The 22,105-nt window shown below is 34.2% G+C and carries 11 protein-coding genes and 3 pseudogenes; 13 read left to right on the top strand and 1 reads right to left on the bottom strand.

Annotation, left to right across the window (positions count from 1 at the left end; all coding sequences use genetic code 11):
- The first annotated feature begins 1,722 nt into the window (after positions 1-1,722).
- The 12 genes and pseudogenes from ftsI (at position 1,723) to lpxC (ending at position 17,857) form a co-directional block, all read left to right on the top strand.
- Positions 1,723-3,468, top strand: a complete 1,746-nt coding sequence (ftsI, locus tag ERCISPPA3004_RS01870; RefSeq protein WP_157990425.1) for a peptidoglycan glycosyltransferase FtsI — start codon at positions 1,723-1,725, stop codon at positions 3,466-3,468.
- A gap of 16 nt (positions 3,469-3,484) precedes the next feature.
- A complete protein-coding gene (gene murE, locus ERCISPPA3004_RS01875; RefSeq protein ID WP_157990426.1) occupies positions 3,485-4,963 on the top strand; it encodes a UDP-N-acetylmuramoyl-L-alanyl-D-glutamate--2,6-diaminopimelate ligase in 1,479 nt (492 codons plus the stop codon).
- A 5-nt stretch (positions 4,964-4,968) separates the two neighbouring features.
- Positions 4,969-6,330 carry a UDP-N-acetylmuramoyl-tripeptide--D-alanyl-D-alanine ligase gene (gene murF, locus ERCISPPA3004_RS01880; protein WP_157990427.1) on the top strand — a complete coding sequence of 454 codons (1,362 nt, stop codon included), beginning with the start codon at positions 4,969-4,971 and terminating at the stop codon, positions 6,328-6,330.
- Entirely contained in the window at positions 6,324-7,406 is a 1,083-nt protein-coding gene (mraY, locus tag ERCISPPA3004_RS01885; protein WP_157990428.1) for a phospho-N-acetylmuramoyl-pentapeptide-transferase, read from the top strand. Before murF ends, mraY begins: the two co-directional genes overlap by 7 nt.
- A 2-nt stretch (positions 7,407-7,408) precedes the next feature.
- Complete coding sequence (gene murD, locus ERCISPPA3004_RS01890) at positions 7,409-8,725, top strand: UDP-N-acetylmuramoyl-L-alanine--D-glutamate ligase (protein ID WP_157990683.1); 1,317 nt, start codon at positions 7,409-7,411, stop codon at positions 8,723-8,725.
- Positions 8,726-8,811: 86 nt separating this feature from the next.
- Positions 8,812-9,933: pseudogene (gene ftsW / locus ERCISPPA3004_RS01895) on the top strand (cell division protein FtsW); the annotation flags it as partial.
- A 3-nt stretch (positions 9,934-9,936) separates the two neighbouring features.
- Positions 9,937-10,994, top strand: a pseudogene (gene murG / locus ERCISPPA3004_RS01900) (undecaprenyldiphospho-muramoylpentapeptide beta-N-acetylglucosaminyltransferase).
- Between the two features lie 81 nt (positions 10,995-11,075).
- A complete protein-coding gene (gene murC / locus ERCISPPA3004_RS01905; RefSeq protein ID WP_157990430.1) occupies positions 11,076-12,521 on the top strand; it encodes a UDP-N-acetylmuramate--L-alanine ligase in 1,446 nt (481 codons plus the stop codon).
- A gap of 36 nt (positions 12,522-12,557) precedes the next feature.
- Entirely contained in the window at positions 12,558-13,478 is a 921-nt protein-coding gene (locus ERCISPPA3004_RS01910; protein ID WP_157990431.1) for a D-alanine--D-alanine ligase, read from the top strand.
- 886 nt (positions 13,479-14,364) lie between these two features.
- Positions 14,365-15,621: a cell division protein FtsA gene (ftsA, locus tag ERCISPPA3004_RS01915; RefSeq protein WP_157990432.1), complete on the top strand. Its 1,257-nt coding sequence runs from the start codon at positions 14,365-14,367 to the stop codon at positions 15,619-15,621.
- Between the two features lie 68 nt (positions 15,622-15,689).
- Positions 15,690-16,731 (top strand): annotated as a pseudogene (gene ftsZ, locus ERCISPPA3004_RS01920) (cell division protein FtsZ); the annotation flags it as partial.
- A gap of 229 nt (positions 16,732-16,960) precedes the next feature.
- On the top strand, positions 16,961-17,857 hold the full coding sequence (lpxC, locus tag ERCISPPA3004_RS01925) for a UDP-3-O-acyl-N-acetylglucosamine deacetylase (protein WP_157990434.1): 897 nt from the start codon (positions 16,961-16,963) through the stop codon (positions 17,855-17,857).
- A gap of 183 nt (positions 17,858-18,040) precedes the next feature.
- Here lpxC and ERCISPPA3004_RS01930 read toward each other — a convergent pair whose 3' ends face one another.
- Positions 18,041-18,415 carry a DciA family protein gene (locus tag ERCISPPA3004_RS01930; protein WP_157990435.1) on the bottom strand — a complete coding sequence of 125 codons (375 nt, stop codon included), beginning with the start codon at positions 18,413-18,415 and terminating at the stop codon, positions 18,041-18,043.
- A 449-nt stretch (positions 18,416-18,864) separates the two neighbouring features.
- On the opposite strand from ERCISPPA3004_RS01930, the gene secA reads away from it, so the two are divergent.
- Positions 18,865-21,579: a preprotein translocase subunit SecA gene (secA, locus tag ERCISPPA3004_RS01935; protein WP_157990436.1), complete on the top strand. Its 2,715-nt coding sequence runs from the start codon at positions 18,865-18,867 to the stop codon at positions 21,577-21,579.
- The last annotated feature ends 526 nt before the right edge of the window (positions 21,580-22,105 follow it).

The raw sequence follows: 22,105 nt of genomic DNA on the forward strand, positions 1-22,105 counted from the left end.
AATCGATGAACTATATTTTTCTTAGCTTAAAGAGTTTTCAGTATCGTTGTGATAATGAGAGCTATACTATACTAAGTAGTTTATTCATCAGATATTTAAAAAATTTTTTAAATGTACATTATTATATCAATTACGTACAAAATCGGATTGATTACTATGAGATATTAGTTTACGTCCAAAAACGATTTGCTATGTCGCTATGTTTTAGTAAGTTATATTATATATACCGAATATTAAGAAAATTTAATACTAAAATAATTATAGCTATTAATTATACTCACACATATACTCAGAAAGTTATTATAAGTTATATTTAACTTTAAAATTTTTAAAAATTTATTTTTTATACCAGAGTTCTTGATTGCTCTTGGTTATTCAGAGACTATGTTTATCATCTGACCTTGGAATAGGCTGGTTTATATTTTTCTGTTGTATGGATTCATGTTGGCATATACAGTTTATTTATAACAGAATTTTTATATAGATAAACTATGAATTTCTAAGATTAGCATTATGTGCACATCGTAAATCTTTATTGTTGATGATCAAAATTTAAATAAATTTTTCTATTATTAAAAATGTAGTATTTTATTGCTCAAATTATATATAAATACACGTCTGGCATGAAAAACCGGAATAATAAAGAAAAAGAATTCTATAATTATTTATTCTTAATCTGAATAATAAATAATTATCAGTATTAAAAATATTATTTTATTTAATATCAAATAAACATCTTTTTTATTTAATATAATTAAATTTTCATACAATAGTTACCTCTAAAATTAAAATACTATTGTTCTTCTGTATCAAATAGGTAGAAATGTATAATACATCAATAATGAAAATACTGTGAAATACGTTAACATAACGATTTATGTATAATGTAATCATCAGATTAATTAAATATTTTAGATATTATCAATTAGATATTATCAATATTAAGATTTAATAGAAAATATTAAAATATGACTATAATCATAACTATAATATTTTATTTTAAATAATAAATTAATAGTATACTATATTAAAATATATGAAGATAGTGTTCTTATAGAAATCTATATACCTTTTGCATAACTACATTTATTTAATAATACGAAAGTGTATAAAGATGAATGTAGTGTATTTCTGAGGAAATATTCATTGTAACTAATACATAAGCGCATAACATTGTAATAACAATATACATTTTTATGTAAATACATCTCTATATAAATATATTAGAGATATTAAGGATATGCATGCATATATTTCAGGAAATAATAATAATCTTAAGCGTTTATCTAAAAACAACGCTATAATTATAACAGAACATACGCACATTATCCAGTGCATTTCATTTCTAATACTCCAATCCCATTATAATTATCTTATGAATGCATAACATAGTTTAATGAGTCACCATAATATGTCTCTTCATGACACTCCAAACGTTGATGCACTATAAAACTAAAATGCTCTATTTAATAACAGCTTAAAATGACTGTTCCTATAATGTAGAAAAGCAGTTAATGAAATATATATTAGGTCTTCTAAGATAGACTAAACACAAGAAGAGTCTCTATAGCATTTAGACTGAATATTTAGCAAAAATCTCTAATTTTATTAGAATCAACTTAGTGTATACGCAAGTGAATTACATCATTACTGTAAGCAGGATATAACACAATTATGTGTGTTTAGAAAATGATATTTTTCAGTAAAGGCAAAGTGTACGGGATGAGAAGAGTAAAAAATATATACAATCAGAGATTAAAAAACAGAGGACCACAGAGTAGTTTTTGTTACTGGCGTTTTACTTTGTTATGTAGTTTTATTTTTTTTGGAATGATTAGTTTACTCTTTCGTTTAGCTTGGTTACAAGTGATCTCTCCTGAGAGGTTGGTACATGAAGGTGATATGCGCTCACTGCGTGTACAAGTAATTCCGACAGCACGCGGTATTATCACAGATCGCAAGGGTCGCCCTTTAGCAGTGAGCGTACCTGTTTACTCTGTTTTAGCTGATTCTAAAGAACTGCATAAGCAGGGTGGCATTATTCTAGACGATCATTGGAGAGCCTTAGCTGATATATTATCCATTCCAATAAATAAGCTTATGGAACGGGTAAATGCTAGACCATCTAGCCAATTTATTTATCTAGCGCGTCAGGTGGATCCAGAAATTAGTGAGTATATTAAACAACTAAAACTACCAGGTATATTTCTACGGAATGAGTCGCGTCGCTATTATCCTTCTGGAAAAGTCACCTCACATCTAATTGGTATTACTAATATTGATGGAGAAGGCATTGAGGGTATTGAAAAAAGCTTTGATAAATGGCTTACGGGGCAACCTGGTTCGCGAATAGTCCGTCAAGACCGTCTGGGTCAGGTTATTGAAGACATTCCTTTAATTGATCGTCAGGAATCTAACAACCTTACTTTGAGTATTGATGTGCGTCTTCAAACACAGGTGTATCATGAGCTTCATAAAGCGGTATCTTTTCATAGAGCTGAATCCGGTACAGCAGTTCTTTTAGATATTCATACAGGGGAGGTTCTAGCAATGGTGAATAGTCCATCCTATAATCCAAATCACTTGAATGGAGTCAGTCAAGGTGCAATGCGTAATCGTGCAATTACTGACATGTTTGAACCAGGGTCAACGGTAAAACCTATGGTGATTTTAAGCGCACTTCAGGGTAAACTAGTAAGTGAAAATAGTATATTAAACACGGAGCCTTTACGAATTAATGGACATATAATTCGCGATGTAACATTATATCATGAACTGACACTTACTGGAATTCTACAAAAATCATCTAATGTTGGTGTTACTCGTTTAGCGTTAGCTATGCCATCACATGTATTAGTAGATACGTACTCGAGCTTTGGATTAGGAAAGACTACTAGCCTTGGTTTGATTGGAGAAAGCAGAGGGTTCTTTCCTCAAAAAAAACGCTGGTCTGATATAGAAAGAGCGGCATTTTCTTTTGGTTATGGCCTTATGGTAACGCCATTACAATTAGCACGAGTCTATGCAACATTCGGTAGTTATGGTATTTATCGCCCATTATCCATCATGAAAGTTTCTACTCCAATAGAAGGAAAGAGAATCTTCCCTGCTCAAACAGTGCGCACAGTGCTACACATGATGGAAAGTGTATCTCTACCGGGTGGTTGTGGCGTCAAAGCTTCTGTTAAAGATTATCGCATTGCTATTAAAACAGGTACCGTCAAAAAAGTAGGTAAAAATGGCAAATTTATTAATCGATATATTGCTTACACTGCTGGAGTAGCACCTGCTAGCAAGCCTCGTTTTGCGCTAGTTGTTGTAGTTAATGATCCACAATCTGGACAATATTATGGCGGTGCTGTCTCAGCTCCTGTTTTTAGTAATATTATGACTGAGGTTCTTCATATCATGAAAGTTAAACCTGATACATTATCTAGTTTTAGTTCACAAAAAATGCATAATCCATAAAAATGAGAAACAAACAGTGCTCTATCGTAATCTGAAAAACTTGTTAGCACCATGGGTATCTAATGCACCAAATTGTCTTTTGCGGGACATTACTTTAGATAGTCGTAAAGTAATGTCAGGAGATCTGTTTGTAGCTATTAATGGACACAAAGTAGATGGACGTAATTTTATTGCACAAGCTATCTCTCAAGGTGCAGCAGCAGTTATTGCTGAATCCAAGGGTTACACTAAACATGGAGACATTCGATATATTTGCAATATTCCAGTAACTTATATCGAGGACCTAGCTCAGTCTCTTTCGAAGATTGCAGGATATTTTTATCAGAATCCAGGTACACAATTAAAACTCATTGGTGTAACTGGTACTAATGGTAAAACTACTGTTACGCATTTATTAGCTCAATGGGTTCAGTTATTAGGTAACGTAAGTGCTATTATGGGTACACTTGGCAATGGTTTATATGGGCACTTAACTCCAACAAATAACACGACTGATTCTGCAATAGATGTACAAAATACTTTATTTACATTAGAAAAGCAGGGTGTCAGTTTAGTAGGTATAGAAGTTTCTTCGCATGCTCTTACTCAAGGTCGCGTATCAGCTTTACCTTTTTCTGCAGCGGTGTTTACTAATCTTAGTCGCGATCACCTAGATTATCATCATAACATGAATCATTATGAATATAGCAAATGGCAGCTATTTTCTAAATATCAGATAAAAAAAATCATTATTAACGCTGACGATGCAGTAGGGCGGAATTGGCTAAAAAAACTACCTAACGCAGTCTATGTCGGAATGGATCATAAGAATCACTGTAATCAGCATCAGCAATGGTTAATAGCTCAAAAAGTTACTTATAGCAATAGTGGCACTAGTATAGATTTTACCTCTAGCTGGGGGTCTGGATATATAGAGACTCATTTAATAGGTTCGTTTAATGTTATTAACCTTTTACTGAGTTTAGCAACCCTGCTATCGTTGCAATATCCCTTAGTAGTCTTAACACGTACCGCAAAACAACTAGAACCTGTTACTGGTCGCATGGAGATGTTTCGGATTGCTCAAAAACCTGAGGTAATAATAGATTATGCTCACACTCCTTGTGCATTAGAAAAAGTACTAATAGAAACACGCCGGTACTGTAAGGGTAGATTATGGTGTATTTTTGGTTGTGGTGGCGATCGTGACCCAGGTAAGCGTCCTATAATGGGTGAGCTTGCCGAACGTCTTTCTGATTTTTTAATTATTACTAACGATAATCCTCGTAATGAAGATCCTGTAATTATTATCAGAGATATATTAAGTGGATTGCTATATCCGCACGCTGCTTATGTGATTATTAATCGAGCTCAAGCAGTAATGTATGCGATACAACAAGCAAAAATAGATGATGTTGTACTCATTGCTGGTAAAGGTAGTGAAAATTATCAAACTTTCGGAAAAAATAATATAAATTACTCTGATAAAAATATAGTTTTAACCCTCTTAAGGTAATTAACATGATTCCTATAACTTTAAAAAAAGTAGCAGAAATTACTGGTGGGATTCTTTATGGGGCTAATATAACCATATCTGATATTAGTACTGATACGCGTCAACTGCGAACAGGGAATTTCTTTGTAGCTTTACAGGGAAAATATTATGATGCTCATGATTTTGCTTGGTTTGCTATAAAGGCAGGATGTTCTGGTCTTTTAGTTAGTAAATATTTACATTTTAACACTCCATGTGTAGTAGTAAAAAATACGCGTGTTGCGTTAGGTAAATTAGCTGCATGGGTGCGTCAACAATCTAATGCTAGAGTTGTAGCAATTACAGGATCTTCAGGAAAAACGTCTGTTAAAGACATGACCGATGCTATTTTATGTCACTGTGGTCAGACATTATCTACTGTTGGCACTCTTAATAATGATATTGGAGTACCAATTACACTTTTAGGTCTGCATTCAAGGCATAAGTATATCGTTGTTGAGCTTGGCGCTAGTCATATAGGAGAAATTGCCTATACTGTTCAGTTAGCACAGCCAGAAAGCGTACTTATTAATAATCTTTCAACGGCCCATTTAGAAGGCTTTGGTTCTCTATCTGGTTTAGCTAAGGCTAAAGGAGAGATTTTAAACCATTTACCAATACATGGCACTGCTATTATTAATAACGATAGTCATGATTTAGAGAATTGGAGGCATGCCATTAAAGGGAGAGCTCTGTGGCGATTTTCAATACATAAAAAGAGCACAAGTGATTTTTATGCATCTGATATTTCCTGTAATACATCTGGAACTCTATTTAACTTACATTCTCCTCAAGGCTCTATAGCGATTTCACTACCATTGCATGGAGATCATCAAATTGCTAATGCGCTTGCAGCTAGCGCATTAGCGCTTTCTATTGGTGCACCATTACATGCAATACCAAAGGGATTATGTCATATGAAAGAAATATCAGGGCGTTTATTTCCGATATATTTTAATAAAAATAAGTTGCTAATAGATGATAGCTATAACTCCAATATGGGCTCTATGATTGCTGCTATAAAAGTTTTATCCGAAAGACCTGGTTATCGCGTTATGATCGTTGGTGATATGGCAGAAATGGGGAAATATGCAATTAAATATCATTCTCAGGTAGGGGATTTAATTCATAGCTCAGGTATTAATAAAGTATTAAGTATAGGGTCATTAGGAATGCTTATCGCGCGTAAAAGCACTGTAGGTGAATACTTTAAAGAGCACAAAGAACTAGGAAATAGAGCACATGAATTGTTGATGCAACATCAATGTATTACGTTATTAGTAAAAGGTTCGCGTAGTTTATGTATGGAAAAAATAGTAAATATTTTACAGGAGAAAGGTGTATGTTAGTCTTTCTAAAAGAATATTTAGTTATCTTTTATGCTGGTTTTGGTGCTCTTTCTGATATAATTTTTCGTTTTATTTGCAGTTTTTTTACTTCCCTTTGTGTATCTTTTTTGATTGGTCGGCGTATGATTATTTATCTTAAAAAACTATCATGCCGTCAAATTGTACGTATAGATGGCCCAAAGACCCATTTTAATAAGAGCGGTACGCCAACAATGGGTGGTATTATAATCTTAGTAGCTATTATTATTTCAGTATTTTTTTGGGCTGATCCATGTAATATATATGTCTGGTTTGTAATGTTTGTTTTGGTAAGTTATGGTATTATTGGTTTTATAGATGATTATAAAAAAATAGTACATAAAAACACTGTAGGATTGCCCGCACGCTGGAAATACATTTGGCAATCGATTATTGCTTTATTAGTTGCTGTAGCGATGTACATGATAGGCAGGGAAACATATACTACTTTTTTAATTTTACCATTTATTAAAAGTATTATACCACAATTAGGTGTATTCTATCTTTTAATGACATATATTGTTATAGTAGGTACTAGTAATGCTGTTAACATTACTGATGGGTTAGATGGTTTAGCAATTATTCCTACTGTGTTTATTGCTATAGGCCTAGCTATAGTTGCTTTTGTAACAGGGACTGCAAAATATGCCGCTTATCTACATATTCCTTATATAGCACATACCAGTGAGTTAGCTATTATTTGTGCTGCAATTTTTGGATCTGGCTTAGGTTTTTTATGGTTTAACACCTATCCCGCGCAAATATTTATGGGTGATGTTGGCTCTCTTGCCTTAGGTTCTTCGCTTGGTGTAATCGCAATATTATTGCGCCAGGAGTTTCTGTTTCTTATCATGGGTGGAGTTTTTTTGATAGAAACAATATCGGTGATACTACAGATTGGATATTTTAAATGGTGTGGTCAGCGTATTTTTCGCATGGCCCCTATACATCACCATTATGAGTTAAATGGCTACCCAGAGCCTCGTATTATTGTTCGGTGTTGGATTATCTCACTTGTTTTACTTCTAATTAGTTTAGTTACCCTTAAGATACGATGAGCATAAATAACTATATAGGCGCAAAAGTCGTTATTATTGGCCTTGGTCTTACAGGTAGTGCATGTGTAGACTTTTTTCTGACACGCGGCGTAACGCCGCGTGTAATAGATATACGCATACAGCCTCCATTATTAAAGCTCTTACCAAAAGATATTGAATATTGTCTAGGTAAAATCAATAATGCTTGGTTATTAAATGCTGATTTAATTATCATTAGTCCTGGCGTTTCCCCTTTACAACCATCTCTTATAGCTGCCGCTCGGGCAGGAATTAAAATTATTAGTGACATTGAACTATTTTGTCGCGAAACACATATTCCAGTTGTTGCTATTACCGGATCTAATGGTAAAAGCACTGTTACATCTTGGGTCGGAAAGATCGCTAAATCTATGGGGTGGATAGTTGGAATAGGTGGTAATATTGGTATTCCTGCTCTTAGGTTACTAAAGAAACCTGCACAATTATATATTTTAGAATTATCTAGTTTTCAACTTGAAAAAACCTATAGTCTAAAAGCAGTAGCAGCAACTATCTTGAATGTAAGCGAAGATCATATGGACCGATATCCACTGGGTATGCAGCAATATCGTTCTACTAAATTACGTATTTATAAAAATGCTTCGCTTTGTCTGATGAATGCTGATGACGAAAAAACTATACCAATACATTATTCTCATTCATGTTATCGTAGTTTTGGTAAAAACACTGGCGATTATCATTTTAAGACTCAAAATAATAGCACTTGGTTGCATGCTTGTGGGGAAAATGTATTAAATATTAATGAAATGCGTATCATTGGTAAGCATAATTTTATTAATGCGCTAGCCACGCTAGCCTTAGCAGATGCGTTGCACATCCCGAGAGATATCAGCTTATCTTCACTTACCAGTTTTAAAGGTCTAGAACATCGATTTCAAATTATACATCAAAAAAATGGTGTTCAATGGATTAATGACTCCAAGTCTACCAATGTCAGCAGCACCTCTGCAGCACTAAATAGTGTAGAATCTGACGGGATCTTATGGTTATTGCTAGGCGGGGACAGCAAGTTATCTAATTTAAAACCACTAATCAAGCCCCTTCAGAGAAAAAATCTTCGTCTTTACTGCTTTGGTCGTGATAAGGATAAACTAGCGCGATTACGCCCAGACATTACAGTACAGACTGAAACTATGACTGAGGCTATGATCGAAATCGCTTCTAAAGTACAACCTGGAGATATAGTGCTTTTATCACCAGCCTGTTCTAGCCTAGATCAGTTTACTAATTTTGAAGAACGTGGCGCCTTATTTACTAAAATAGCACAAGAGGTCGGCTAGTGCCTGTAGCGTATATTAGATTAGTTCATTTTATAATTTTTTTATGCACAACTTGAATAAAAAGCCTTAGGAATTATAAAATGAATATACTATTACTATATGACCGCACCTTACTATGGTTAACACTTGGTTTAACAGTTATAGGTTTAATAATGGTGACATCAGCCTCAATGTCAATCAGTCAGCGCTTAGTAGAAGATCCACTACTTTTTGCTAAGCGTGATGCATTGTATTTATTATTATCTCTTGGGTTTTCTAGGATTACGTTATGTATCCCTATGAGTTTCTGGCAAAGATGTAGTAGTATTATGTTGCTCACGGCAATAGTACTGTTAATTTTAGTTCTATTGACAGGTAATTCAGTTAATGGAGCCATTCGCTGGATTTCACTAGGACCTGTTAGTATGCAACCTGCAGAATTATCTAAATTATCATTATTTTGTTATTTATCTAACTATCTAGCACGAAAAGCTCATGAAGTCCGGAATCATTTTTGGGGCTTTTTTAAACCTATGGGCGTTATGTTAATACTGGCAGTCTTATTATTAGCGCAACCAGATTTAGGAACTGTAGTAGTCCTCTTTATTACTACACTTTCTATATTATTTTTAGGAGGTGCGAAAGTATGGCAATTTTTAGCGATTATTAGTTCTGGTATTACTGCTATTAGTATCTTAATTTTGATGGAGCCATACCGCATACGACGAATCATTTCTGTCTGGAACCCATGGGGTGATCCGTTTGGAAGTGGTTATCAGCTTACTCAATCTTTAATGGCATTTGGCCGAGGTGAATTATTAGGGCAGGGGTTGGGTAACTCAATACAGAAACTGGAATATCTCCCTGAAGCTCATACAGATTTTATATTTTCAATTATTGGCGAAGAATTAGGTTATATTGGTGTTTTTTCTGGATTAGTTATGCTATTTTTTGTTTCGTTTCGTGCAATGATTATTGGTCGCGACGCATTAAAGGTTAATCAATGTTTTTCTGGTTTTCTTGCATGTGCGATTGGCATTTGGTTTAGTTTTCAAACGCTAGTGAATGTTGGAGCTACAGCTGGTATGTTACCAACTAAGGGTTTAACGCTACCATTGATTAGTTATGGCGGGTCAAGTCTGCTGATTATGTCAACAGCTATTGTGTTTTTATTACGAATCGATTACGAAATACGTTTAACAAAAACTCAGGCATTTAAACGAGGATAATGAATGACTAACAAAAAACTAATGGTGCTAGCTGGTGGTACTGGTGGGCATATTTTTCCAGGTTTAGCTGTTGCTAATTATCTCATAAAATTAGAATGGAAAATTCTTTGGTTGGGTACCTCTGAAAGAATGGAGTCACATTTAGTGCCTAAGCATGGTATTGATATTAAGTTTATCCGGATTAGAGGACTACGAAATCAAACAATTCTAAGCTTGCTATCCTCGCCAGTGAGAATTTTATATGCTTGGTATCAAGCTCGAAAAATTATTCAAGCATGGAAGCCAGATGTGGTGTTGGGTATGGGAGGTTATGTATCAGGCCCGGGTGCTTTAGCAGCCTGGAGTTGTGGTGTGCCTCTAATACTTCATGAGCAAAATGGTGTTGCCGGATTAACTAATAAATGGTTATCTAGATTACCAGTAAAGTCATACAAGCGTTTCCTGGAGCGCTTGCTGCTGCAGAAGTTGTGGGAAATCCAATACGTGAAGATCTTTTAGCGCTACCTGAACCATCCCTACGTTTTTTAGGGCGAAAAGGTTCAATCCGCGTACTAGTTCTGGGAGGCAGTCAAGGTGCAAGTATACTAAATCAGACTATGCCTCAAGTAGCAGCGGAGATGGGTGAAAAGATTAAGCTATGGCATCAAGTAGGAAAAGGGTCTTTAAATAAAGTGAACAAAGAGTACGCTAAATTTAACTATTTACCTTATATAGTGTCAGAATTTATTGATGATATAGCAGCTGCCTATTCTTGGGCGGATGTAGTCATTTGTCGATCTGGTGCTATGACTGTTAGCGAAATTTCTGCTGTGGGTCTTCCAGCGATCTTTGTGCCTTTTCAGCATAAGGATCGTCAGCAATACTGGAATGCATTACAATTAGCAAGAATTGGTGGCGCGATTATTTATGAACAGAAGGAATTTACTGCTGATATAGTGTCACAGACCTTAGCAGAATTGGATCGTGAAAAGCTTTTAATAATGGCTGAAAAATCTCGTTCTATAGCTATATTAGATGCAACTACGCGCGTGTTCTCTGCAATAAAAAATGCAGTACGTTAATATCCATAAAGAATATATATACGTTTATATAAATATGTTTATCTAAAAATCTAAAACACGAAAGACGACTGGTAGGTACAAATGACAAACGCTAAACCAGTGGGTATATTGCATGATATCACATTTAAAATGCGTTACTTTCGGCATGTTCATTTTGTTGGTATTGGTGGTTCTGGGATGGGCGGAATTGCTACAATTTTAGCACAAGATGGCTATACAATTAGTGGCTCGGAATTAATACCTAACGCAATCACACAATACCTAAAGACGCTTGGAGTAATAATTTTTTTTCATCATTGCGCAGAAAATATAAAAAATTCTAATCTAGTAGTGATATCAAGCGCTATATCAGAAGATAACCCAGAAGTAGTAGCGGCATACAAGGCAAATATTCCAGTCATTCGACGTGCAGAAATGCTATCAGAATTAATGCGATTTAGATATGGAATTATTATTTCAGGTACGCATGGAAAAACGACCACTACTGCGATGATTGCATGCATATATGAAGCAGGAGGCTTAGATCCTACATTAATTAACGGGGGGGTAGTAAAGACAATTGGCGCTAACGCTCGTCTTGGGAAAAGTTGCTATTTAGTCGCTGAAGCAGATGAGAGTGATGCATCATTGCTTTGTTTACAACCAATCTTAGCTGTAATCACAAATATTGAAGCTGATCATCTAGATACTTACCAGGGTAATTTTTGCAAACTTAAGCAGACTTTTATCAAATTTTTACATAATCTCCCATTTTATGGTAAGGCTATTTTATGCATTGATGATAAAGCTATCCGTAGTATTATACCACATATAAAACGTAACATTATAACCTACGGTTATAGAAAAGATGCTGATGTCAAAGTGCTAAACTATCAATATGATAGAGGAAAAAGTCACTTTACTTTGGTACGTCAGAACAAACCATTGATAGACATTACCTTAAATACTCCTGGATTACATCATTCACTTAACGCAGCTGCTGCGGTAGCTGTAGCCACTGAAGAGGGAATTTCCGATGCAGATATTATCTATGCATTGAAGAATTTTCAAGGGGTTAGTCGTCGTTTTGATATACTTGGTGAGTATCCATTAGATCAAGTAAATGGCTGTACAGGTACAGTTATACTCATTGATGATTATGGTCATCACCCAACAGAAATAAATGTTACTATTAAGACTATACGGTCTATGTGGCCAAAGAGAAAGTTGATTATGATTTTTCAGCCACATCGTTATACCCGTACTCGTGATTTATATTTTGATTTTGCTAATGTTTTATCTCAGGTGGATGAGTTGATAATGCTAGAAGTGTATTCTGCCGGTGAATCTCCAATTAATGGAGCAGATAGTCATTCATTATGCTGCGCTATCCGTGATCGTAAAAAATTAAATCCAATTTTAATATCTTATCATAATAGAGTATTGGAAAATCTTCTTCCGCGATTAACAGGCAATGATCTAATTTTAGTACAAGGTGCTGGAAATATAGAGACTATTGCCTATGAGATTTCTAGAGCGTTATTATAGATATGAGTTTGTGATTAATTTAGAAAGGAGATTATGATGGTTGGAAAAGTAGCAGTCTTAATGGGAGGTTGCTCTTCGGAGCGAGAGATCTCTCTGTTATCAGGGAAGGCGGTTTTAAATGGCCTACGAGACATCGGATTTGATGCTCATCCTATAGATACAAGCGATTTTCCAATTTGTCAATTAAAACAAGAGGGGTTTATTAAAGCTTTTATTGCATTGCATGGACGAGGTGGTGAAGACGGCACAATTCAAGCCATATTAGAATACCTTAGCATTCCTTATACCGGAAGCGGGGTATTAGCTTCATCTTTAAGTATAGATAAAATACAGAGTAAATATTTATGGAAAGGTTATGGTCTTTCCACATGTCCTTTTATTTCATTACATCAGTCACAAATGAATAGAAATTTATCTCACCAAGTAAAAAAAAATCTTAGTTATTTGGGACTGCCTTTGTTTGTCAAACCTAATCGCGCAGGATCTAGTCTAGGTGTTTCACGTGTCAACTATATGTTAGATTTGGAGCCGGCGTTAATAAAGGCTTTTCATTATGATCAAGAAATATTAATAGAGACGTTTTTAAGTGGTGATGAGTATACTATTGGCGTGATTGGTACAACAGTTCTACCATCAATTCGTATTCAATGCTCTAAAGAGTTTTATAGTTATCATTCAAAATATATTGCGAATGATACTAAATATTTCTGTCCATCAGGTCTAAGTATAGAAAAAGAAGAAGATTTAAAATCCTTGAGTCTTGCAGCATGGAATGCACTTGGCTGTACAGGTTGTGGTCGTATTGATGTGATGACAGATGCTGCTGGTCGTTTTTATTTGCTAGAGGTAAATACTTCTCCAGGAATGAGTAATCACAGTTTAGTACCCATAGCAGCTAAAAAAGCGGGGATAAATTTTTCAGAACTCGTAAGACGCATTATGGATTTAGTAAATTAGAATGATAGATGAAAATTTCAAGATTAATCTGTGAAATAGATTAATATGCATTCATACTTAATTAAGTCATTTTTAAACACTTTATAAAGCCTAGTGATACTATGTATCATTAATTAGGATAAAATGAATAGTACATACAGAAGTTGTATAGCAAACCCTTAATATCAATAAAAAACTAACGCTTAATTGATATTAAAAATATCACATATTTATTATTTCTATAACATAAAAAATAAATATAAAAACATAAAGTTTTTCTAATAATAAATCTGTGTAATATAACACCTATCATGTTATATGAGATAAATGCAAAATTTTCGAAAGAAAGTGGTATTTTTTAGGTTAAATAGATTCTTGATATATAAAATAAATCGATTCATTATATTTTATACCTTAATTAAAGAGTAATACACATGAGTTCAAATTTATTACAATTGTAGATTGATTCACCACAGAAACATTTTGTTCGGTACACTGAATAATAAATAATTAACAGTATTTATTAAGCTATCTTTATCATTTTAAACAACGCACAGAGCAGAGAAATTTTTGTATAAATTTTTAATCAAATCACTCTTGTAGCATCAAAAAATCTTTAATAAATAGCATAATAGTTTAGAAACGAAATGTTATTTTCTACATTATAAGATAATTATTGATTAGGAATAGACACTCTACATAATAACATCATCAAAACTATAAGAATATTGAGGTGTCGTCTTTAAATATATCTATTTCAGGTAGCACAGAGCAGCATGGAACATAAATATTTCATACATGTAATCTCTAGTTCTATGATTCTCCCCAGAAGTGAATTGCCTCATGGTTCTCGTGATTAAGTCACTCAGTAGTTTTTATTATATAGTGATGCATAGGTTAAAGAGCAATGATAAAATTAATAGATAAAAAACTGTTAGTAGGTTTAGAGATAGGTACTACAAAAATTGTAACCATAGTAGGAGAAGTTCTACCTGATGGCATGATAAATATTATTGGAATTGGGGAATCTGTATCTCGTGGCATGGATAAAGGCGGTGTCAATAACCTTGAGTTAGTAACGCAGTGTGTCAAAACAGCAATCAGTCAAGCTGAATTAATGGCAGACTGTCAAATTGAATCTGTTTATCTATCTTTATCAGGACAACACATCAGCTGTCAAAATGAGATAGGAATTGTTCCTATTTCTGAGGAAGAGGTGACACAAGAAGACGTAGACACTGTTGTCCATACCGCTCAATCTGTGCGCGTGCGTGATGAGCACCGTATCCTTCATGTTATTCCACAAGAATATGCTATTGATTATCAAGAGGGAATTAAAAATCCAATTGGCCTGTCTGGTGTACGCATGAAAGCTAAGGTACACCTCATTACATGCCATAATGATATGGCAAAGAATATTGCTAAAGTGGTAGCCCGTTGTGGATTAAAGGTAGACCAGTTAATTTTTGCTGGTTTAGCATCTAGCTTAGCAGTATTAACTGAAGACGAGAAAGAATTAGGAGTTTGTATAGTAGATATTGGCGGTGGCACTATGGATATAGCTATATATACTAATGGCGCCTTACGTTACAGTAAAGTGATCCCATATGCAGGGTATATTGTCACTAGCGATATTGCTTATGCTTTCGGAACTCCTCCCGCTGATGCAGAAGATATTAAATTAAGCAAAGGGTGCACAGTAGGATCTCTTACTATTGAAGATGAAACTGTTGAAATGCCAAGTGCAGGAGGACGCTTACCACAAAATCTTCAAATTAAAACACTTACGGAAATTGTTGAGCTACGTTATACAGAATTACTTAATTTAGTCAATGATGAAATTTTACAATTTCAAAATAGTTTACCTCAAAGCAATGCGAAGTATCATCTTGCAGCAGGTATTGTCCTCACTGGTGGAGCTTCACAAATTAACGGTTTAATGGCATGCGCGCAGCATGTATTTCATGCACAAGTGCGTATTGGACATCCTATTTACATTTCTGATTCAATAAAAACTATACAAGGACCATCTTATTCGACAGTAGTTGGTTTATTACATTACGGAAAAGAATATCGAATGAATAATCAAAAATCTATAAAGCAAAGATCTTCAGTCAGCGCCTGGCTAGCAAAAATCAATCGATGGTTAAAAAAAGAGTTTTAGTTTTTCCATAAGGATTATTTTTATCTTTTTAGTAACCTTAAAAAAATAGCATGTAATGGAGCGATATTATGTTTGAACCCTTAGAATTAACCAATGACGCTATAATTAAAGTCATTGGTGTGGGCGGAGGTGGCGGGAACGCTGTTGAACATATGATCCGGGAAAGTATTGCAGGGGTGGAGTTTTTTGCAGTAAACACAGATGCGCAAGCATTACGGAAAACAACTATTAGCCAAACTATCCAAATAGGTAATGCCATTACTAAGGGTCTTGGAGCTGGTGCCAATCCGGAGATAGGAAGACATGCCGCAGAAGAAGATCGTGAAGTATTACGTCAGATATTGACAGATACGGATATGGTTTTTATTGCCGCAGGCATGGGTGGTGGAACAGGTACTGGCGCTGCGCCAGTAGTTGCTGAAGTGGCTAAAGAATTTGGTATTCTAACTGTTTCTGTAGTCACAAAACCGTTTAATTTTGAAGGAAAAAAACGAATGTCATTTGCGGAGCAAGGTATTTCAGAATTATCTAAGTATGTTGATTCATTAATTACCATTCCTAACGACAAATTATTAAAAGTATTAGGTCGCGGTGTTTCCTTGCTCGACGCATTTGGCGCAGCTAATGATGTTTTAAAGGGGTCAGTACAAGGCATTGCCGAATTAATTACTAGACCGGGGCTTATTAATGTTGATTTTGCTGATGTTCGTACTGTAATGTCTGAAATGGGCTATGCAATGATGGGATCTGGTATTGCATGCGGCGAAGATCGCGCTGAAGAAGCATCTGAAATGGCGGTCTCCAGTCCATTACTCGAGGATATTGATCTTTCTGGTGCACGTGGTGTCTTGGTGAATATTACCGCTGGTTTTGATCTGCGTTTAGATGAATTTGAAACTATTGGTAACACTATTCGCGCATTTGCTTCTGATAGTGCCACAGTAGTTATCGGCACTTCTTTAGATCCTGAAATGCGCGATACATTACGTGTGACAGTCGTAGCCACCGGTATTGGTGCAAGCAAATGCCAGGATATAACATCAGTTACTAATAAACAATCTATGCATCATTCTATGAGAGATAATCTCTATCAACAGCACGGACTACCTGCCATGACGCTAGAATCAGAACCTATTGTAAAAACCGCACACGAACGAGAGGCAAAATTAACTCAATCCTCTAACTATCTAGATATCCCGGCATTTCTAAGAAAAAGAAAGACTCAAAAGGATGATCATCATTAGATATTAGATCGAGTCTTTTGTAAATAAAATATATTAGTATCTTTTTTTATTTAGTGTGTATTTAAGGTAAGAGCCCTCACGTGTGGGATCACAAAATGATTAAACAAAGGACATTAAAGCGTACTGTGCAGACAACTGGGGTTGGTCTACATACTGGGAAAAGAATTACCTTGACCCTGCGTTGTGCGCTGGCTAACACTGGAGTGATTTATCGTCGCACCGACTTAAGCCCTCCTGTGGACATTCCAGCTCAAGCGCAATCAGTACGCGATACTATGCTATGCACGTGCCTAGTGAATGAGCATAAAGTCAGAATTTCAACAGTGGAACATATTAACGCCGCTCTTGCGGGATTAGGTGTAGATAATATCATTGTAGAGGTAAATGCGCCTGAAATTCCAATTATGGATGGCAGCGCAGCGCCATTTATCTATTTACTGATGGATGCCGGTATTGTAGAATTAAATAGTGCCAAAACATTTGTACGTATTAAACAAGCAGTACGAGTTCAAGAAGGTGAGAAATGGGCAGAATTTTCTCCATATCATGGTTTTTCATTAGATTTTACAATTGATTTTAATCATCCAGCGATTGATGAAAGCACTCAGCGTTATTATATGGATTTTTCTACTGAAACTTTTACATCCCAAATTAGTCGAGCACGTACTTTTGGGTTTATACATGATATAGAAAATCTACAATGCCGAGGTCTATGTCTTGGGGGAAGCTTTGATTGCGCTATAGTAGTCGATAAATATCGCGTGTTGAATACAGAGGGTTTACGCTTTAAAGATGAATTCGTACGTCATAAAATACTTGATGCCATTGGTGATCTATATATGTGTGGCCATAGCATATTAGGTGCTTTTACTGCTTATAAATCAGGGCATTCATTAAATAATAAACTGTTACAAAAGATGTTATCCAAGAAAGAAGCATGGGAATTAGCAACTTTTGAACATGCAGATTTGCTACCAATTACATTTATATAAATAAACCTATTTTTTTACATAATCGAAAAGTACTAGTTATTATTCATGAATACATCTTTTATATCAATTATATCAATAAAAAATTAACCTTTCTAAGGTACTTTTAGGTTTTTTTCTGGTATTTATTTGAAATATTTAGAGAAATATTTCTTTTCTACTTATTCAAGGATCTTAATGGTTTTTTTATTCCGAATCTATATAAAATCGATCATGATGATCTTGTGTAATTTTTGCAGCTTGGGTTGTTATTGTAGGGTCAATTCTGATATGAATGAATTTTAATGATGGTAACAATTTTTCTTGTAGTGTTTTGAGCAAATTACTTTTCTCATAATGTAAGCACATTAAATAATTAGCATTTGCTGCATTAAGTATTAAAGTGTTTTGATGTATATTAGCTATATTATACCAAGGATGTAATGATTCAGGTATCACTTTATAAGATAAAAGACGAACTTCATTTAAGATTGTAATTCGCTGATAAATATATTGTAGTATGCTTTTTTTTTGAGCTTTCTCTAAAAAACTCTGAGCTAACTGCGGCTGGTGATCACGCATTAATAAACTCCAAAAATAATATGTTTGAGCTATGCCTCACAGAGTTATATGTGTAGCACTCTTAAATATCAAGCTATTAATTAATATACAGTTTATTATATGATATTTATCGTACTGAGATATAGAAGTATTATATAATATATTTAGAATGTAATAAGCTATATTTTGATAATATTTTATATATTTTAGCATTATTTTAATTTTATTCTTTAGAAGCGTCGTAAAATTATGGCTCAGAATTTTTGGTGTGAATCAAGTACATTACATATGACTGTGATAAGCTAAAATATATATTTTATATATAGTAATACACCTGTAATTAGTTCACTGTTCTAGTATTTTTTTTGACCAATTCTAAAACTATATCTCCTTAAATACGTATACTGATTGTTAAAATAAAATATGAAGAACGTATTGTCTTGAAAAGACACTTTGAGAGCTTATTTATTATGTTTAACAAACTCTTAACTAAATTTTTTGGTAGTAGTAATGATCGTACCTTACGACGTATGTATAAAATCGTAGATCGCATTAATCAAATGGAGCCGGATTTTATTAAGTTAACTGATAGACAGCTTAGGAAAAAAACAATTGAATTCCGTGAAAGAATTAAGGGTGGTGAGGCGTTAAATAGTCTTCTACCGGAATCTTTTGCTACTGTGCGTGAGGCAAGTAAACGTGTTTGTGGTCTTAGGCATTTTGATGTCCAATTGCTTGGTGGAATAGTGCTAAATAATCGATGTATTGCAGAGATGAGAACCGGTGAAGGAAAAACATTGACGGCCACACTACCTGCTTACTTAAACGCTCTATCTGGATATGGAGTACATATAGTTACAGTAAATGATTATTTAGCAAAGAGGGATGCAGAACATAATAAGTTAACATTTGAATTTCTTGGTCTTAGTGTAGGCATCAATCTACCGGGTATGCCTCATTCATTTAAGCATGAAGCTTATGCGGCTGATATCACTTATGGAACTAATCATGAGTATGGATTCGATTATTTACGTGATAACATGGTTTTTAATGTAGAAGATCGCGTGCAACGTAAGTTGCATTACGCTCTTGTTGATGAAGTGGATTCTATTCTTATTGATGAAGCACGCACTCCTCTGATTATTTCTGGCCCCACTGAAGACAACTCTGACTTATATATTAAAATTAATAAAATAATCCCACATCTTATTCGTCAGGAAAAAGAAGACTCTGAAAAGTTTCAGGGATCAGGTCATTTCTCAGTAGATGAAAAATCTCGTCAGGTACATCTGACTGAGCGTGGATTGGTAATTGTAGAAAAATTACTTGTTACTGCAGGAATACTAGCACATGGTGATTCTCTTTATTCACAAAGTAATATAATCATCATGCATCATGTTCTTGCTGCTTTACGTGCTCATGCTTTATTTATTTGTAATGTTGATTATATTGTAAAAAACAATGAAGTACTTATTGTAGATGAGCATACTGGACGAACTATGAAAGGACGTCGATGGTCAGATGGTTTACATCAAGCTATTGAGGCTAAAGAGGGCGTAGTTATTCAGAATGAAAACCAAACATTAGCATCCATCACTTTTCAAAACTATTTTCGGCTATATGAGAAATTATCCGGAATGACTGGAACAGCTGACACTGAAGCTTTTGAGTTTCACTCTATTTATAATTTAGATACTATTGTTATACCAACTAATCGCCCCATGATCCGTCAAGATTTACCTGATCTTGTCTATATGACCGAGAAAGAAAAAATTAAAGCGATTATTAACGATATCCATAAACGAAAATCCAATGGTCAGCCAGTCCTAGTAGGAACTATTTCTATTGAAAAATCTGAAATGCTTTCTCATGCATTAACTAGTGCTGGGATTCAGCATACTGTATTAAATGCAAAGTTTCATGCTCATGAGGCGGCTATTATATCACAAGCAGGCCAAGCAGGCTCTGTAACAATCGCCACTAATATGGCTGGACGTGGAACAGATATTTCACTTGGCGGAAAATGGTATACTGAACTTAATACTCCTTTAAAAAAAGATTATAAGCAAATTCAACAGATTAAAAAAGAATGGAAAAAGAGCCATAATCTAGTGTTAAAATCAGGAGGTTTGCACATTATTGGTACAGAACGTCATGAATCCCGTAGAATCGATAATCAACTTAGAGGTCGTTCAGGGCGCCAAGGTGATCCTGGTTCCTCTCGTTTTTATCTGTCTATGGAAGATACACTGATGCGTATTTTTACATCAGATCGTATGATCCATTTGATGCGAAAGTTAGGCATGAAACCAGATGAAGCGATCCAGCATCCATGGGTCACACAAGCTATTGCTAATGCACAACGTAAAGTGGAAAGTCGTAACTTTGATATACGAAAACAATTACTAGAATATGATGATGTGGCTAATGACCAGAGGCACGCAATTTATGCTCAACGTAATAAATTACTAGATGCATCTGAAATCTCAGATATTATTTCTAATATGCAAGAAGATGTTTACAGAATGATTATTAATCGTCATATTCCACAGAAGTCTATTGAAGACACTTGGGATATTTCTGGTCTACAGATATATTTTAAAAAAAATTTTGAGCTCATCATTCCTATTACTCAGTGGTTAACTGAAATGCCAGATATAGAGGATGATGCACTTCATCAGCGTATAATAGATACAGCAAAATCTCAATATCAGAGAAAAAGAGATCTAGTGAATTCTAAGATGATCTGTAACTTAGAAAAAAACATAATGTTGCAAACTATAGATACATTATGGACAGAACATCTTTCTGCCATGGACCGCTTACGACAAGGTATTCATCTACGCGGTTATGCTCAAAAAGATCCAAAACAAGAATATAAACGAGAATCTTTCATGATGTTTTCTCAAATGCTAGAATTGCTCAAATATGAAGCTGTTAAAACTCTTAATAAAGTTGATCAACTATATATCTTACAACAATATGGAAATAAAAAAACTGAGTTTTATAGTCAAAAGACATTACAAATTAAACCAGATCAACAATTTATTCATCAGGTGCATGTTGATACTGCAGTAGAACAATCTCCCGCTTTAAAGCAGACTCGATACCTTATCGGACGTAACCATTCTTGCTCATGTGGTTCAGAAAAAAAATATAAGAATTGCTGCGGTCGTATAGTATAAAAGGTTCTTAGGTGATTTAGTGAATCATGTAATATATTGTTATTTTATAAAGATTTTTCTATGTATTAGTTGATTTGTATTTTATGGCTGACTTGAGTAACAATCTAAATTTAGTTAATCTTTAGCTATTCTTGAAGTATTTTAATAACTTATTAGTTAGTTTATATTTTATAATTTGTATATTTTTGATCAAAAGATAGTGCATTCTTTAGTAGTTTTTAGATATGAAAAACTATTATATGATAGATTATTTGGTAATAAAATTACATATGATTCTAATCTGATAATTAGATTTTAATAAATGATCTTACATCACATAGTGATTGATGCTAAAGACATATTCTTCCTGATTCCTTATGTTTATATCTAAAATAGATTGTATATATGCTGCATAATTGTATTGATTAAAACTAAATAATTAAAATTACATAGTTTTTTGATAAAATGAACTAACGTTTATATATAAATCTTTTATTTCTCAAAAACTGATAATTTTTATTACGTATTTATTTTTATTCTCTAGATC

Origin of the sequence: Candidatus Erwinia haradaeae (assembly GCF_900698995.1) — a bacterium.
GTDB lineage: Bacteria > Pseudomonadota > Gammaproteobacteria > Enterobacterales > Enterobacteriaceae > Erwinia_E > Erwinia_E haradaeae_C.